We start from the raw sequence: 15,919 nt of genomic DNA, 5'->3' as shown, positions 1-15,919 counted from the left end.
ACCGGAACCGAGTCCACGCCGACCGACGCGGACGACACCGACGATGACGATGACGACGATGACGACGACGCCGACGCCGACGATCTCGAGGACGACTTCTGGGCCGGTGTCGGCATCGACCCCATCCGGATCGTCACCGACGCCGCCGAGTACCTCACGCTCCGCTGCTACCTCGGAGATGACCCGATCTTCCTGGGCCGCAACGGGAAGATCTTCGTCTTCACCTCCGAGCGCGCGCTGACCCGCTTCATCGCCGACCACGACGACCACGAACTGTCCGAGGTGAGCACGTTCGAGGAGGTCCGGGTGGCGGCCACCGACGGGTCGCTGGAGGTCGACGTGTTCGAAGAGAACGTCTACGTCCTGCCCGGGTTGGCGGCCGACATCGCCGACGGACCTCGCCGCATCGACCGCAAGCAGTTGGAGCTCGCCGTCGAGTTGCTCAACGACGCAGCCGATTTCGCGGACGACGACTCGGTGAGCGAGGCTCTCGGGTCGACGACCCCGCTGGGCTTCTTCGTCAGTTACGCCGTCAACCCCGACCCGAAGCGGCTCGCGCCCAGCGGGCCGTTCGACAACGAGTCCGAGGCGTGGCGTGCACTTGTCCACGAACTAGAGACGCGCCTGACCAAAAAATAGAGCCGAGGCGTGGCGTGCACTCGTCCACGAACTAGAAGGCCGCCTCACCAAGAAGTAGATTTGCCCCGTCACCCGATCAGGACGGCGTACCCCGGCTTGATCACGTCGTCGATGAGGGCGAGCCGCTCGTCGAAGTGCACGAACGCCGACTTCATCGCGTTGACCGTGAAACGTTCGAAATCGGCCCAGCCGTAGCCGAACTGATCGTGCAGCGTGACGAATTCCTTGCTCATCGACGTGTCGCTCATCAGACGGTTGTCGGTGTTGACCGTCACCCGGAAACGCAACCGCGCGAGCACGTTGAACGGATGGTCGGCGATACTCGCCACCGCACCGGTCTGCACGTTCGAGCTCGGACACAGCTCGAGCGGGATCCGTTTGTCGCGAACGTAGTTCGCGACGTCACCGAGTTCGGCGCCGGCGAAGGCGTGGGCGGCGAGATCGGTTCCCGCGGGCAGCGAGATGTCGTCGATGACCCGCACCCCGTGACCGAGCCGGTCGGTGCCGCAGAAGCTGATGGCCTCGTGGATCGACGGCAATCCGAAGGCCTCGCCCGCGTGGATGGTGAACGGCGCGTTGTTGGCGCGCATGTACTCGAAGGCGTCGAGGTGACGGCTCGGGGGATAACCGGCCTCGGCACCGGCGATGTCGAAGCCGACCACGCCGCGGTGTCGGAACCGGACGGCCAGCTCCGCGATCTCCCGCGACCGGGCCGCATGGCGCATGGCGGTCACCAGGCAGCGCATGACGATCGTCCGGCCGGCCTCCGCGGCGACGCTCACGCCCTCGGCGAAGCCGTCGAGCACCGCCTCGACGACCTCGTCGAGTGACAGTCCCGCGGTGAGGTGTTGTTCGGGGGCGAAGCGCACCTCGGCGTAGACCACGCCGTCGTCGGCGAGATCCTCCGCGCATTCGCGTGCCACCCGTGCCAGCGCGGGCGCGGTCTGCATGACCGCCACGGTGTGGGTGAAGGTCTCGAGGTAGCGCACCAACGATCCGCTGTCGGCCGACTCCCGGAACCAGCGGGCCAGCGAGTCCGCGTCGTCGGCGGGCAGGTCCCCGTAGCCCACCTCGCGGGCGAGGTCGAGGACGGTCGCCGGGCGGAGCCCACCGTCGAGGTGGTCGTGCAGCAACACTTTCGGCGCCAGCCGGAGTGCACCGGGATCGAGGGGCGCCACGTCACGAGGATCGGTCATGTTCCGACGGTAACGCGATCGAGGATCAGAGGCCCCGCCAGATCGCTCACACCGTCGCCCGTGTCGTCGACGATGGTGACCGCGTCGGCCAGCGCCTCGCGCGCCGCGCCGAACCGCTCGGGCGTCTGCGTCGACAGCGTGAACAGCAGATCGCCCGCGCGGACGCGATCGCCGGGGCGGGCATGCCATCGGACCCCGGCCTCGTGTTGGACTGCCTCGCCCTGACGCGCCCGCCCGGCACCGAGACGCCAGGCGGCCACCCCGACGCCCATGGCATCGAGCCGCGAGACGACCCCGTCGCGCTCGGCGGTGATCGTCTCCTGGTGATCGGCCCGGGGCAGCGGCGCGTCGGGATCACCGCCCTGCGCGGCGATCATCGCCCGCCAGCTGTCCATGGCGCGGCCGTTGGCCAGGTTGGTCGCGGGGTCGGCGTCGACCCCGCCGGCAGCGAGCATCTCGGCCGCCAGCGCGAGCGTCAGTTCCACCACGTCGCCGGGACCGCCGCCGGCGAGGACCTCGATCGACTCCTCCACCTCGACGGCGTTGCCCGCCGTGAGTCCCAGTGGCGTCGACATCGCGGTGACCAGAGCGACGGTCTCGACGCCGGCGTCGGCACCGAGCGCGACCATGGTCTCGGCCAGTTCTCGCGCGTCGTCGATTGATTTCATGAACGCGCCGCTGCCGACCTTGACGTCGAGGACCAGCGCGGCGGTGCCCTCGGCGATCTTCTTGCTCATGATCGACGACGCGATCAGGGGGATCGACTCCACGGTGGCGGTGACATCTCGCAGGGCGTAGAGCCGCTTGTCGGCGGGGGCCAGGCCGGATCCGGCGGCGCAGACGATCGCCCCGACCTCGGCGAGCTGGGTCATCATCTCGGCGGCACCGACATCGGCGCGCCACCCCGGGATCGACTCCAGCTTGTCCAGCGTGCCGCCGGTGTGGCCGAGCCCACGGCCGGACAGCTGCGGCACCGCAAGGCCGTACGACGCGACCAACGGTGCGAGCGGCAGCGTGATCTTGTCTCCCACACCGCCGGTCGAGTGTTTGTCGACCGTCCGCAGCGGGCGACCGTCGCGTCGCAGCGCACCGAAGTCCATGCGCTCGCCGGAGGCGATCATCGCCTGGGTCCACCGGGCGATCTCGTGTCGATCCATCCCGCGCAGGACGATCGCCATGGCCAGTGCCGACATCTGCTCGTCGGCCACGGCCCCGGTGGTGAAGGCGTCGACGACCCAGTCGATCTGGGAGTCGGACAGCGCGTGGCCGTCCCGCTTGGCGGCGATCACCGACACCGCGTCGTGAGTGCTCACGCGTCGACGCCCCGAGCGGCGGCGATGTCGTCGGGACCGAATGCGTGCGGCAGGAGCTCCGAGAGCAGCAGCGGACCGTCGCGGTGGTCGATCAGCAGCTCCGGCCCACCGTGCTCGAAGAGGATCTGCCGACACCGGCCGCACGGCATCAGCGCGAGGCCCCGCCGATCGGTCACCGCGAGGGCCAGCAGGCGACCCCCACCGGTGCGCTGCAGATCTCCTGCCAGCGAACACTCGGCGCACAGGCCGAGGCCGTATGAGACATTCTCCACATTGCATCCGAGGACTATCCGTCCATCGTCGACCAGGGCGGCAGCCCCCACCGGAAAGTCGGAGTAGGGCGCATATGCATGGCCCATGATCTCTGTTGCCTTGGCGCGCAACAGGTTCCAGTCGATCGAGGGCGACATACCGGCGTCTCCTCCCGCACGGGGATCCGACGACACCCGCACTGAGCTGCGTTGGAAGTGATGTAAGGCAAACCTAATTCGCGAGAACTGGTACCGATCGAGAACTCGGGCCGGTTCTTGCAACGCTCAGCATAGGTTTAAAGTCGTTGAGGTAGGCATGTCCGAGCCGGAAGAACGCTGGCTCACCGCATCCATCGACGTTGTTGGAGGCCCTTCCCTGATGAGTACTCAAACCGAGGTCGCGCCAGATCCGGTGCGCCGCCGTTCCCTGTACCGCGGGGACCCGGGGATGTGGTCGTGGGTCCTCCACCGCATCACCGGCGTATCGATTTTCTTCTTCCTCTTCGTCCACGTCCTGGACACCGCGATGATCCGCGTCAACCCGGACACGTACGACAAGATCATCGACACGTACAAGACGCCGATCATCGGTCTGATGGAGATCGGTCTCGTCGCCTGCGTGCTCTACCACGCACTCAACGGCGTGCGGATCATCCTGATCGACTTCTGGTCCAAGGGTCCGAAGTACCAGCGTCAGATGCTCTGGACCATTCTCAGCGTCTTCGTGATCGTCTTCGCCGCCGGCGCGATCCGGATGCTCCAGCTGCTGATCCACAACCTGTAGAGGCTCGCGACGATGACCACTTCACAAGCACCCAACATCGCCAAGACCGTCGGCACCGCCCACGACCGCCCGGCGAGCCTGGACAACCCCCGGTCCCCGCGCCGCCCCAAGGGCGGCAACTTCGAGAAGAACGCATGGCTGTTCATGCGCTTCTCCGGACTCGCGCTCATCATCCTCACGCTGGGTCACATGACGATCATGTTGACCCTCGACAACGGCGTGCACCGGATCGACTCGGCGTTCGTCGCGCAGCGCTGGGGACAGCCGTTCTGGCAGGTCTGGGATCTCACCATGCTCTGGCTCGCCCAGCTGCACGGCGGCAACGGCGTACGCACCGTGATCGCGGACTACTCGCGTAAGGACTCCACGCGCTTCTGGCTCAACGTGGTTCTCGCGCTGTCGATGATCCTGACCGTGGGCCTCGGTACGTACGCGATCCTCACGTTCAACTCGAACTAAACACGCCCAGCTCCGGAGGAGAACACCACATGCAGGAACATCGCTACGACGTGTTGATCGTCGGCGCCGGTGGAGCAGGGATGCGCGCAGCCATCGAGGCCGGACCCCGCGCCCGCACCGCCGTGCTCACCAAGCTCTACCCCACCCGCAGCCACACCGGCGCGGCTCAGGGCGGCATGTGCGCCGCGCTGGCCAACGTCGAAGAGGACAACTGGGAGTGGCACACCTTCGACACCGTCAAGGGCGGCGACTACCTCGCCGACCAGGACGCGGTCGAGATCATGTGCAAGGAGGCCATCGACGCCGTCCTCGACCTCGAGAAGATGGGGCTGCCGTTCAACCGCACCCCTGAGGGCAAGATCGACCAGCGTCGCTTCGGCGGACACACACGGGACCACGGCAAGAGCCCGGTCCGCCGTGCGTGTTACGCCGCCGATCGCACCGGCCACATGATCCTGCAGACGCTCTATCAGAACTGCGTCAAGCACGACGTCGAGTTCTTCAACGAGTTCTACGCACTCGACCTGTGCCTGAGCGAGAACGAGGCCGGCGAGCAGGTCGCCACCGGCATCGTGGCCTACGAGCTCGCCACCGGCGAGATCCACGTCTTCCACGCCAAGTCGATCGTCTTCGCGACCGGCGGCTCGGGACGCATGTTCAAGACCACCTCGAACGCGCACACCCTGACCGGCGACGGCATGGGCATCGTGTTCCGCAAGGGCCTGCCGCTCGAGGACATGGAGTTCCACCAGTTCCACCCGACCGGCCTGGCCGGCCTGGGCATCCTGATCTCCGAGGCCGTCCGCGGCGAGGGCGGGATCCTGCGCAACGCCGACGGCGAGCGGTTCATGGAGCGCTACGCCCCCACCATCAAGGACCTCGCGCCGCGTGACATCGTCGCGCGCTCGATGGTGCTCGAGGTGCTCGAGGGTCGCGGCGCCGGACCCAACAAGGACTACGTCTACATCGACGTCACCCACCTGGGTGCCGAGGTGCTCGAGGAGAAGCTCCCCGACATCACCGAGTTCGCCCGCACCTACCTCGGTGTCGACCCGGTGACCGAGTACGTGCCGGTGTTCCCCACCTGCCACTACGTCATGGGCGGCATCCCGACCAACATCCACGGCGAGGTCCTCGCCGACGCCGACACCGTCGTCAAGGGGCTCTACGCCGCCGGCGAGTGTGCCTGCGTGTCGGTGCACGGCTCGAACCGCCTCGGCACCAACTCGCTGCTCGACATCAACGTGTTCGGCCGTCGTGCCGGCATCGCGGCCGCCGACTACGCGACGTCGGCCGAGTTCGTCGAGCTGCCCGAGACCCCCACCAAGATGGTCGACGAGTGGCTCGAGTTGGTGCTCTCCGAGCACGGCCACGAGCGCGTCGCCGACATCCGTACCGAGCTGCAGGCGTCGATGGACGCCAACGCTTCGGTGTTCCGCACCGAGGAGACCCTCAAGCAGGCCCTCACCGATGTGCACGCGCTCAAGGAGCGCTACAACCACATCCGCGTGCACGACAAGGGAACCCGGTTCAACAGCGATCTGCTGGAGGCCATCGAGCTCGGCTTCCTCCTGGAGATGGCCGAGGTCACCGTGGTCGGAGCCCTCAACCGCAAGGAGTCCCGCGGCGGACACGCCCGCGAGGACTACCCCGACCGCGACGACACGAACTACATGCGGCACACGATGGCGTACAAGAAGGGCACCGAGCTCCTCTCCGACATCGAACTGGGCTGGAAGCCCGTCGTGCAGACCCGTTACGAGCCGATGGAGCGCAAGTACTGATGACCACCGCCCCCGACATCGCACGTGATCCGCGGACCGATGATCCGCCGTTGCCCCCCGTCCCCGACGAGGCGACGATGGTCACCCTCAAGATCGCCCGGTTCAACCCGGAGGATCCTGACGCGCAGGGCTGGGAGAGTTTCCGCGTCCCCGCACTGGACACCGATCGGCTCCTGAACCTGCTGCTCTACGTCAAGGGCTACCTCGACGGCACGCTTACCTTCCGCCGTAGCTGCGCACACGGTGTGTGTGGCAGCGACGCGATGCGTGTCAACGGTGTCAACCGTCTGGCCTGCAAGCTGCTGATGAAGGACCTGCTGCCCAAGAACAAGGACGGCTCGGTCAAGGACAAGGAGATCACCATCACGGTGGAGCCCATCAAGGGTCTCCCCGTCGAGAAGGATCTCGTCGTCGACATGGAGCCGTTCTTCGACGCGTACCGCAAGGTCAAGCCCTTCCTGATGACCAGCGGCAACGAGCCGACCCGTGAGCGCATCCAGAGCCAGACCGACCGCGCCCGGTTCGACGACACCACCAAGTGCATCCTGTGTGCGTGCTGCACCACGAGTTGCCCGGTGTTCTGGAACGAGGGCAGCTACTTCGGCCCCGCGGCCATCGTCAACGCGCACCGCTTCATCTTCGACAGCCGTGACGAGGGTGCCGCCGAGCGTCTCGACATCCTCAACGAGGTCGACGGTGTGTGGCGCTGCCGCACCACCTTCAACTGCACCGACGCGTGCCCTCGCGGCATCCAGGTCACGCAGGCCATCCAGGAGGTCAAGCGCGCACTGATGTTCTCGCGCTAGACCGCTTCACCCGTACGACACGAGACGCCGTGGGACATCAGTCCCGCGGCGTCTTCTCGTCGCCGGAGTCGAAACGCACCACGATCTGCTCGAAACCCTTGGCCCGCTGCGCCTTCGCCTGCTGCGTGTAGGCCCGGCGGTCCCCCTTGGTGAGGTCGACCGCGTCGGTGAACGGGGTGAGCAGCGCACGCGGGAAGAGCCGGTTCACCCACACGGCGTTGATCTCGGCGCAGAACACCACCGCCGCCGAGGTGAGGTAGAGGAAGGCCAACAGGCCGAGGACGACGGCGAAGACGCTGTTGGTGGCGCTCGCGTTGCGCACCACGCCGCCGACGTAGACCGCGCCGAAGTTCTGCAGCAGCTGCCAGGCCACGGCCATCACGATGGCGCCGGGCGCGACGTCGCGCAGACGCAGCGAGCGAGCGGTACCGATCCGGTACCCCTGCGAGAAGATGAACGAGTTCAACACGACCGCGGCAATGGTCAGGCCCCAGTTCGACACTGCGCCCAGGGAATCGAAGAAGTTCCCGAGCAGCGACAGCGCGGTCGTCGCGGCGAGGGCCATCACCAGCACGACCACCAGCCGCAGACTGTGCAGCCGGGACAGCAACGGGTTGGGGCGTGAGTTGCGGGGCACCGCCCACACGACGTTCATGGCGTTCTGCGCGGCCTGACCGATACCCGAGGCACCGTAGAGCGCCACGATCACCCCGATGACGACGCCGGCGGTCCCACCTCCGAGCTGTCTGGGCTGACCGAGCTGGTCCCCGATGATGGGGAACTCCCCCAACGCGGAATCGAGGAGGCTCGCCTGCATGGCCGGGTCGTCGGCGAGCAGGAACCCGAGGATCGTGGTCACCAACAGCAGGATCGGGAACAGCGACAGGAACGCGTAGTAGGTGATCAACGCGGCGAGATAGCCGCCCTGGTCGTCGATGAACTTGTAGATCACGCCGATCACATAGCCGACGACGCGATTGCGTCGTTGCAGCGCATCGACGCGAGCCACCATGTGCACAACGCTAGTACACCGACCTCACAGCGTCGCGAGGGGAAAGCTGCCAGGGTCGCTGCCTACACTCGCGGCCTGTGAGGACATCCCGGGCGGCGCAGGCGATCGCGATGACCGCAGCGGTGTGCGTGGCCGTCGGCTGTGCCCCCGCACCCGGCGCCCAGATCGACAGCGCAGCCGTGGCGATCCCCGGCGTCGCGGCGACCCCGCCGATGGGGTGGAACAGCTGGAACTCGTTCGGGTGCGACATCGACGAGACGACCATCCGGGCCCAGGCCGACGCGTTGGTGTCCTCGGGTCTGGCCGCGGCCGGGTATCGGTACGTGGTCGTCGACGACTGCTGGTACTCCCCGCAGCGCGCGGCCGACGGCACCCTGACCGCGTCGTATCAGCGCTTCCCCTCCGGCATGGCCGCACTCGGTGACTACCTGCACGAGCGCGGACTGCGGTTCGGCATCTACGCCGGGGCGAGTGAGCAGACGTGCGCCCAGCTCTCGGGCACCTATCCGGGCAGGACCGGCAGCGCAGGCCACGAGACGGCCGACGCGCGCACGTTCGCATCGTGGGGCGTGGACTTCGTCAAGTACGACTGGTGCTCGGCGAACTCCGATCTCGCCGACCAGAAACGGGCGTTCGTCGCGATGCGCGACGCCATCCGGGCCACCGGGCGGCCGATGGTCTACAGCATCAACCCGAACAGTGGCGTGACAGGTGACGGCGAGGTGCCCGGGGCGCGGTACGACTGGGGCGGCGTCGCGACCATGACCCGTCTGACCAACGACATCAGCCCGCAGTGGACCACCGACACCGGGTCGAGCGGATACCAGGGTGTCGCCGACATCATCGATGCGTCCGCCGACGCCACCACCCGGGTCTCGGCCGGACGGTGGCGTGATCTCGACATGCTCGAGATCGGCGTCGGTACGGATCTGACCGCGGCACAGCAACGCTCGCATCTCGCCTTGTGGGCCATGATGGCCGCCCCGCTCGTCGCAGGCAACGACCTGACCGTCATGGACGCCGCGACCGCGGCGCTACTGCGCACACCGGGTGTCCTGGCGATCGATCAGGACACCGCCGCACGCCCGGCGACATCGGTCGCCGCCGACGGATCGGTGCGTACCCGCGAGCTGACGAGCGGTCGACGCGCGGTGTCCTTGACCAACCGCGGTGCCACCGCGACGACGATGTCGTTCGCGCCGAGCACATCCGGACCGGTGCACGACGTGTGGACCGGTGCGGTGGTCCCGGTCGGATCCGACGGAAGGGTGTCGATCCCCGTCGCCCCCGGCGACACCGCCCTGTTCGAGACCTCACCGGGTCGCGCGGATCAGTAGTGGTAGGTGTCCGACGGTGCCGGGACGTGATCGGGGTCGTCGTGGTCCGGGTGGATCTCGATGCCGTAGGAGCGGGCGAGGTCGACGATCTTCGTGGCTCGTGCGATGCGCGGGAGATCCGATCCGTTACGTATCTCGCCGCCGTCGCGTTCGAACTCGGCGAAGAACTCACGGGCCCAGGCGATCTCCTCCTGCGAGGGTGACAGCCCCTCGTTGACCGCGGCGCACTGGTCCGGGGCCAGACAGATCTTGCCGGTCATGCCGAACTCGGAGCTGACCGCGGTCGCCTCGCTGAGCTTGAGTGCCGACGAACCCACCGTCGGTCCGTCGATCGCACTGGGCAGATGCGCGGCCTTGGCGGCGATGGTGAACCGGGAGCGTGCGTAGGCCAGGGTGGCGGGGTGATCACCGAACCCGGTGTCGCGGCGGAAGTCGCCGATGCCGAACGCGAGGCGGAACGTTCCCTTGGCCGCGGCGATCTCGCTGATGCGCTCCAGACCACGTGCGGTCTCGACGAGGGCGACGATGCGCACGCCGGGGAGCTTCTTGGCGGTCTCGGTGACGTGGTCGACCGACTCGACCATCGCCAGCATCACCCCGCCGACGGTGGCACCGCTCTCCCCGACCGCACGCAGTGCGTCGAGATCGTCGGCCCACCACGGCGTACCGAAGCCGTTGACGCGAACCCAGTCCGAGTTGCCTGCGGCGATCCACTCGATCACGTTGTCGCGGGCGGCGACCTTGTCCTTCGGTGCGACGGCGTCCTCGATGTCGAGGACGACGATGTCGGCCCGGGAGTGCGCGGCCGCCTGGAAACGGTCGGCCGACACACCGTTGACCAGGAGCCAGCTACGGGCGAGCACGGGGTCGATGCGCGAGCCGATATCCTCGGCATCGACATCGCTGTCGGTTTTCGGTGGCGGGTTCATCGCCGACCATCGTCTCCCACCGGGACGGCCAGAGCAATTGAAGGGGCGTCGAACGTGGCAGAGCGAGAGCAGACGTCGGAGCGGGAGCTGACCGCCGCCGACTTCCCGGTGCTGTGGCCGGTGACGACCCGCTGGGCCGACAACGACATGTACGGCCACCTCAACAACGCCGTCTACTACCAGCTGTTCGACACCGCCATCAACGGATGGATCATCGGCGCCACCGGTATCGACCCGGTCAGCGCGCCCGCGCAGGGTGTCGTCGTCGAATCCGGCTGCAAGTACTTCCGTTCCGTGGAGTTCCCCCATGCGCTCACGGTCGGGATCCGCGTCGCGCGGCTGGGGAACTCCAGCGTCACCTACGATCTGGGCCTTTTCGACGCCGAGGGGGACGACGCCACGATCGCCGCCCGGGGCAGCTGGGTGCACGTCTACGTCGACACCGACTCGCGGCGCCCCGTCGGTATCCCCGAATCGATCCGTGAACTGCTCACGACAGCACAGACAGGTGACCCGAGTTGAGAATCGACGCAGCCGTCCTGATCGAGTCCGGCCGGACCCGCCCCTACGCCGAGTCCGAGCCGCTCGTCGTCACCACACTCGAGCTCGACGAGCCGGGACCCGGCGAGATCGGCGTCCGGATCGAGGCCGCGGGCGTCTGCCACTCGGATCTGTCGGTGGTCGACGGCAACCGTCCCCGACCGCTGCCGATGGCGTTGGGCCACGAGGCGGCGGGGATCGTCGAGTCGCTCGGCGAGGGCGTCGACGACATCGAGATCGGGACCCGCGTCGTGATGGCGTTCCTCCCGCGGTGCGGCGAGTGTGCCGAATGCGCCACCGACGGGCGCCTACCCTGCGCACCCGGATCGGCGGCGAACAACGCGGGCACCCTGCTCGGTGGTGACAAGCGGCTGCACGGCACCGACGACTCCGAGGTGTTCCACCACCTCGGGGTGTCCGGGTTCGCGACCCACGTCGTCGTCGACCGGCGCTCGGCGGTCGCCGTCGGCGCGGACGTCCCGCCGGAGGTGGCTGCGGTCCTCGGGTGCGCGGTGCTCACCGGCGGCGGCGCGGTGATCAACGCGGGTAAACCGTCACCGGGTGACACGGTGATGGTGATCGGGCTCGGGGGCGTCGGGATGGCAGCGGTGCTGACCGCGGTGTCCCTGGGAACCGGGGACGTCATCGCCGTCGACTCGCTGCCGGAGAAGCTCGCCGCGGCCACCGCGGCGGGAGCGTCGGCGGTGTACACGCCGGCTGAACTGGTCGATCAGGGCATCACCGCCGCGGTGGTCATCGAGGCGGCGGGCAACGCGCGGGCCTTCGAGACCGCGGTCGCGGCGACCGCGGCGGGTGGGATCACCGTGACCGTGGGTCTGCCCGCACCCGACGCCCGCTCGTCGATCTCGCCGCTGGGGCTGACCGCACAGGCCCGCACGATCGTCGGGAGCTATCTGGGGTCGGCCGTGCCCAGCCGCGACATACCGATCTACGAGCAGTTGTGGCGTGAGGGCCGACTGCCGGTGGAACAGCTCATCTCCTCGCGCATCGCGCTGGGTGACATCAACGCGGCCATGGACTCGCTGGCCGACGGGGCCGCCATCCGCCAGGTGATCGTCTTCGATCAGGACTGATCGAGCGCGGCTGCCGGTGTGCGGTTCTTCTTGATGCGATTGCGGATCACCAGCGCGATGATCGCGACGACGAACAGCCCGATGAAGACGTACGACGTGTAACCGAGATCCTTCTCGACGGTCTTGTACGACTTACCCGCGATGTAGCCCAACGACCCGACGACGCACGCCCAGATGGTGCCGCCGATCGCATTGGCGATGACGAAAGTGCGCAGCCGGACGTCGGACATGCCCGCGAGACCGGGGATGAGAGCGCGCAGCGCAGCGATCCACCGACCGAACAGCACCGCCACGGCGCCGCGTTTGCGCAACGCCTCCCGCCCGCGCTCGACGTGTTCGGGTTTGACCAGTCGCTTCGGGAGTCTCTCGAGCAGAGCCGCGCCCCATCGGCGACCCACCTCGAACCCCACGAAGTCACCGATGACCGCGCCCGCGCACGCCGCGACGAGTACCTGCCACAGCTCCAGACGACCGCCGTTGGCGATCACGCCGGCGATGAGCACAGCGATCTCACCGGGCACCACCACACCGATGAAGATCGAGGCCTCGAGTGCGGGGAACGCGAAGGCCATCAGGAGAGCCACCCACGGCGGGAGGTCCAGGAGCCATTCGACCAGTGCATCGATCACCCGTTGACGATAGCCGCACCATGGTGCGGCACGGTTGATCGAGCCGACCGGCGGTTAGCGCGGGTAAAAACGACTGAATCAGTCGCCGTGTTACCGCATCGAAAACAAATCCGTCGTTCGAGCGCGGACTGGGTGCGGAAATCGTAGTGTCGGCCCATGGCCGTATCAAAGCCGGTGTCCATGCTGCCGGCACCGTCGTCCGACAAAGGACTCCGAGCGGGATCCCTGGGGCTCGTCGGGAACGTGGTGATCGGGCTGTCGGCGGTCGCACCGGCCTACAGCCTCGCCGCCACCCTGGGGTACGTCGTCGCCGAGGTGGGGACCAAAGCCCCGGCGATGTTCGTCCTCGCCTTCATCCCGATGTTGCTCATCGCCTTCGCCTATCGCGAACTCGGTGAGGACACCCCCGACTGCGGCACCACGTTCACGTGGGCGACCAAGGCGTTCGGGCCCTGGATCGGCTGGATGGGCGGGTGGGGCCTCGCGGTCTCGGCGATCATCGTGCTGGCCAACGTGGCCGAGATCGCGGCCATCTACATGTTCAAGTTCCTCGGACTCGAGTCGCTGGCCGACAACCTGCTCGTCAAGGTCGGCGTGGGCTGCATCTTCATCATCGCGATGACGTGGGTCAGCATCCGCGGCATCCTGATCAGCGAACGTATGCAGAACGTCCTGATCGCCGTGCAGTTCGGTGTCCTGATCGTCGCCAGCGTGATCGCACTGGTCAAGGTCGGCTTCGACAAGGCGGGCCCGCAGGCCATCACCCCGAGCTGGGACTGGTTGTGGCCCAGCGGAGTCAGTTCCTCGGAACTGGCCGCGGCCATCATTCTCTGCATCTTCATCTACTGGGGCTGGGATGCGTGTCTGGCCGTCGGTGAGGAGACCAAGGACGCGACGAAGACGCCCGGTCGTGCCGCGGTGCTCACCACCCTGATCCTGGTCTGCACGTACGTCCTGGTGGCCTACGCCGTGCAGTCGTTCGCAGGCTTCGGCGACACCGGCATCGGCCTCAACAACCCGGACAACACCGACGACGTCCTGACGATCCTCGGCGACCCGGTCGCCGGCGTGGTGATGTCGTCTCTGCTGCTGCTCACGGTGTCGATCTCGGCGCTGTCGTCCACGCAGTCCACCATCCTGCCGACCGCTCGCGGCACCCTGTCGATGGCCGTCTACAAGGCGATCCCGCAGCGGTTCGCGCGGGTGCATCCGCGGTACATGACACCGGCGTTCGGCACCGCGGTCATGGGCGCGGCGGCCCTGTTCTTCTATCTGGTCCTGGCCCTCGCCAGCGAGGACACCCTCGGCGACTCCGTGTCGTCACTGGGCCTGGCCGTGGCGTTCTACTACGGGATCACCGCCTACGCGTGCGTCTGGTACTTCCGCCGGACGTTGTTCGCCTCGGCCCGCAACTTCTTCATGCGCGGACTGTTCCCCCTGCTCGGCGCGCTCGCGATGACGTGGGCGTTCGTGCAGAGCTCGATCGACATGATCGCCCCCGATTACGGGTCGACCTCGTTCGGCGGGATCGGCGGGGTGTTCATCCTCGGAGTCGGCATGTTGGTCCTGGGGATCCCGTTGATGCTGCTGTGCGTCGCCGGCGGCAAGGACTTCTTCCGCGGCAAGACCCTCAACGCAACCACCGAGGTCAAGGTCCCCGATGTCTACTGACGCCCGCTCCCGAATCACCGTCGGCTATCTCGCCACGCAGTCCGGCGACGACGGGGTCGCTCTCGCCGTCGCGCTGGCCGAGGCAACCGGCGCCGCGGTCGATCTCGTCTGCGTCGTCCGATCCGAGGAACCCGACGGCACTCCCGGCCGCGCGGCGTACCAGGACATGCTCGTCGCCCGGGCGCAGGAGTGGTTGGCTCAGGGGGCCAAGCTCGTACCCGAGGCCCTCGGCGTGGAACTGCACGCGCCGGTGGCCGAGTCGTTCACGGAGGGATTGATCGATTTCGCCGCCGCCACGGGCGCCGAGATGATCGTCGTGGGCGGGACGCGGGACGGACTGTTCGGTCGACACACCCTCGGTTCGATCAGTTCCGAACTGGTGCACTGCTCCCCGCTGCCGGTCGCTCTGGCCCCGCGGGGTTACTCCGACCGCGCGGACGTCCCGCTGACGTCGGTCACCGTGGCGGTGCCCACGACGACCCGCGGCGACAACCCGCTGCCGTTCGCACTGTCCCTGGCCGAGGAGGCGGGGATGTCGATCCGCCTGGTGTCACTGGTGTCGTTGGACGACGGGCCGCTGGCCGACTCGGAGACCTCGGCACAGACCCGTGCACGCCACGTCGCGGCGGCGACGGCGATCCTCGACGAGGCGCGCGACGGCGCCGAGACGACGCAGAAGATCGAATCCGTTGTCGCCGAGGGTGACACGCTCGACGAGGCGATGGAGATGCTGCGCTGGACCGAGGGTGACATCGTCGCGGTCGGCTCGGCCCGACTCGGACCGCCCAGCCGCGCGTTCCTCGGATCCACCGCCGCACGCATCCTGCGCGGCACCACCGCGCCGATCATCGTGGTCCCGAAGTCGGGCGTATGAGTTCCCGGCGGCGGGGCGCTATGCGCCCGTGGTCGCCGCAGCGAGACGTCCGAGGCTGTCCTCGAGATCTTTCTCGCTGACCAGCGGGAAGGAGATCTGCTTCAGCAGTTCCTTGTCGGTCACGTTCGACCAGTCGTAGGTCTGGCGCACCAGCGTTGCGTCGGGCCCCTGGGGCTCGAGCTCCCACAGCCACTCCCACCCGGGAGGCTCGGTGCCCGCGGGGGCGGTCTTCCACGCGAGCAACTTGTCGTGGGCGTAGCCGCTGACGTGGTTGTCGGTCTTGTACTCGCCGCCCATGTGCGGGCCGTCCATGTTCATGGTGAACACGTCGCCGACCTTGCTGATCCGCTCGCCGTTCTCGTCCCCGCGGACGAAACCGGAGCCGTCGAGTTCGACGTGGCGTTTCGGGTTGGACAGGATCTCGAAGATGTCCTTCGCGGACGCGTCGATGAGACGCTCGACCGTGATACTCGTCTGATTGCTCATGTGATCCACGGTACGCGATGGCGACATTCAGATGTCGAATCCGATCGCGGAGCGGTCAACTGTCGAATCCGATCGCGGAGCGGTCAACTGTCGAATCCGATCGCGGAGCGGTCAA

General features: G+C 67.6%; 16 protein-coding genes and 1 pseudogene. 10 read left to right on the top strand and 7 right to left on the bottom strand.

Annotated features, from left to right (window positions below; all coding sequences use genetic code 11):
* Window positions 1–639 (top strand): annotated as a pseudogene (locus JHC79_RS19360) (primosomal protein); the annotation flags it as partial.
* Between the two features lie 68 nt (window positions 640–707).
* Here the strand turns inward: JHC79_RS19360 and JHC79_RS19355 are convergent.
* Genes JHC79_RS19355 through JHC79_RS19345 form a run of 3 tightly spaced genes read right to left on the bottom strand, consistent with a single transcriptional unit; the run spans window position 708 to window position 3,558 of the window.
* Window positions 708–1,835 carry an adenosine deaminase gene (locus JHC79_RS19355; RefSeq protein ID WP_296389746.1) on the bottom strand — a complete coding sequence of 376 codons (1,128 nt, stop codon included), beginning with the start codon at window positions 1,833–1,835 and terminating at the stop codon, window positions 708–710.
* Entirely contained in the window at window positions 1,832–3,148 is a 1,317-nt protein-coding gene (locus JHC79_RS19350) for a thymidine phosphorylase (protein ID WP_296389747.1), read from the bottom strand. The genes JHC79_RS19355 and JHC79_RS19350 overlap by 4 nt, the downstream gene beginning before the upstream one ends.
* The gene (locus tag JHC79_RS19345; RefSeq protein ID WP_296389748.1) at window positions 3,145–3,558 is read right to left on the bottom strand and encodes a cytidine deaminase; all 414 of its coding nucleotides are present in this window, start codon (window positions 3,556–3,558) and stop codon (window positions 3,145–3,147) included. Before JHC79_RS19345 ends, JHC79_RS19350 begins: the two co-directional genes overlap by 4 nt.
* Before the next feature lie 220 nt (window positions 3,559–3,778).
* Between JHC79_RS19345 and sdhC the strand changes: the two genes are divergently transcribed.
* The 4 genes from sdhC to JHC79_RS19325 are packed head-to-tail and all read left to right on the top strand — an operon-like array spanning window position 3,779 to window position 7,232.
* The gene (sdhC, locus tag JHC79_RS19340; RefSeq protein ID WP_188490732.1) at window positions 3,779–4,183 is read left to right on the top strand and encodes a succinate dehydrogenase, cytochrome b556 subunit; all 405 of its coding nucleotides are present in this window, start codon (window positions 3,779–3,781) and stop codon (window positions 4,181–4,183) included.
* Between the two features lie 12 nt (window positions 4,184–4,195).
* Window positions 4,196–4,642 carry a succinate dehydrogenase hydrophobic membrane anchor subunit gene (locus JHC79_RS19335; protein WP_296389749.1) on the top strand — a complete coding sequence of 149 codons (447 nt, stop codon included), beginning with the start codon at window positions 4,196–4,198 and terminating at the stop codon, window positions 4,640–4,642.
* A 29-nt stretch (window positions 4,643–4,671) separates the two neighbouring features.
* Window positions 4,672–6,426, top strand: a complete 1,755-nt coding sequence (sdhA, locus tag JHC79_RS19330; RefSeq protein WP_296389750.1) for a succinate dehydrogenase flavoprotein subunit — start codon at window positions 4,672–4,674, stop codon at window positions 6,424–6,426.
* Window positions 6,426–7,232: a succinate dehydrogenase iron-sulfur subunit gene (locus tag JHC79_RS19325; RefSeq protein ID WP_296389751.1), complete on the top strand. Its 807-nt coding sequence runs from the start codon at window positions 6,426–6,428 to the stop codon at window positions 7,230–7,232. The genes sdhA and JHC79_RS19325 overlap by 1 nt, the downstream gene beginning before the upstream one ends.
* Window positions 7,233–7,269: 37 nt before the next feature.
* Here JHC79_RS19325 and JHC79_RS19320 read toward each other — a convergent pair whose 3' ends face one another.
* Window positions 7,270–8,244 (bottom strand): YihY/virulence factor BrkB family protein, encoded by a 975-nt coding sequence (locus tag JHC79_RS19320; protein WP_296389752.1) that lies wholly within the window; start codon window positions 8,242–8,244, stop codon window positions 7,270–7,272.
* 77 nt (window positions 8,245–8,321) lie between these two features.
* On the opposite strand from JHC79_RS19320, the gene JHC79_RS19315 reads away from it, so the two are divergent.
* Window positions 8,322–9,581 carry a glycoside hydrolase family 27 protein gene (locus JHC79_RS19315; protein WP_296389753.1) on the top strand — a complete coding sequence of 420 codons (1,260 nt, stop codon included), beginning with the start codon at window positions 8,322–8,324 and terminating at the stop codon, window positions 9,579–9,581.
* Here JHC79_RS19315 and JHC79_RS19310 read toward each other — a convergent pair.
* Window positions 9,575–10,510, bottom strand: coding sequence for a CoA ester lyase (locus tag JHC79_RS19310; protein WP_296389754.1), 936 nt, complete (start codon window positions 10,508–10,510; stop codon window positions 9,575–9,577). The two genes, JHC79_RS19315 and JHC79_RS19310, sit on opposite strands and share 7 nt — an antisense overlap.
* An 87-nt stretch (window positions 10,511–10,597) precedes the next feature.
* Here JHC79_RS19310 and JHC79_RS19305 point away from each other — a divergent pair, with 87 nt between their 5' ends.
* Window positions 10,598–11,032: a thioesterase family protein gene (locus JHC79_RS19305; protein WP_296389788.1), complete on the top strand. Its 435-nt coding sequence runs from the start codon at window positions 10,598–10,600 to the stop codon at window positions 11,030–11,032.
* Complete coding sequence (locus JHC79_RS19300) at window positions 11,029–12,144, top strand: alcohol dehydrogenase catalytic domain-containing protein (RefSeq protein ID WP_296389755.1); 1,116 nt, start codon at window positions 11,029–11,031, stop codon at window positions 12,142–12,144. The genes JHC79_RS19305 and JHC79_RS19300 overlap by 4 nt, the downstream gene beginning before the upstream one ends.
* Here JHC79_RS19300 and JHC79_RS19295 read toward each other — a convergent pair.
* Window positions 12,135–12,773: a DedA family protein gene (locus tag JHC79_RS19295; RefSeq protein ID WP_296389756.1), complete on the bottom strand. Its 639-nt coding sequence runs from the start codon at window positions 12,771–12,773 to the stop codon at window positions 12,135–12,137. The genes JHC79_RS19300 and JHC79_RS19295 overlap by 10 nt on opposite strands.
* 156 nt (window positions 12,774–12,929) lie before the next feature.
* On the opposite strand from JHC79_RS19295, the gene JHC79_RS19290 reads away from it, so the two are divergent.
* Entirely contained in the window at window positions 12,930–14,444 is a 1,515-nt protein-coding gene (locus tag JHC79_RS19290; RefSeq protein ID WP_296389757.1) for an APC family permease, read from the top strand.
* Window positions 14,434–15,318, top strand: coding sequence for a universal stress protein (locus tag JHC79_RS19285; RefSeq protein ID WP_296389758.1), 885 nt, complete (start codon window positions 14,434–14,436; stop codon window positions 15,316–15,318). The genes JHC79_RS19290 and JHC79_RS19285 overlap by 11 nt, the downstream gene beginning before the upstream one ends.
* Before the next feature lie 18 nt (window positions 15,319–15,336).
* On the opposite strand, the gene JHC79_RS19280 is transcribed toward JHC79_RS19285, so the two are convergent.
* Window positions 15,337–15,804 carry an SRPBCC family protein gene (locus JHC79_RS19280; RefSeq protein WP_296389759.1) on the bottom strand — a complete coding sequence of 156 codons (468 nt, stop codon included), beginning with the start codon at window positions 15,802–15,804 and terminating at the stop codon, window positions 15,337–15,339.
* Window positions 15,805–15,919 lie beyond the last annotated feature (115 nt).

Origin of the sequence: Williamsia sp. (assembly GCF_016462415.1) — a bacterium.
Classification (GTDB): Bacteria; Actinomycetota; Actinomycetes; order Mycobacteriales; family Mycobacteriaceae; genus Williamsia_A.
Note: the sequence above shows the minus strand (reverse complement) of the source record. Positions and strands in the feature narration are given on the sequence as shown.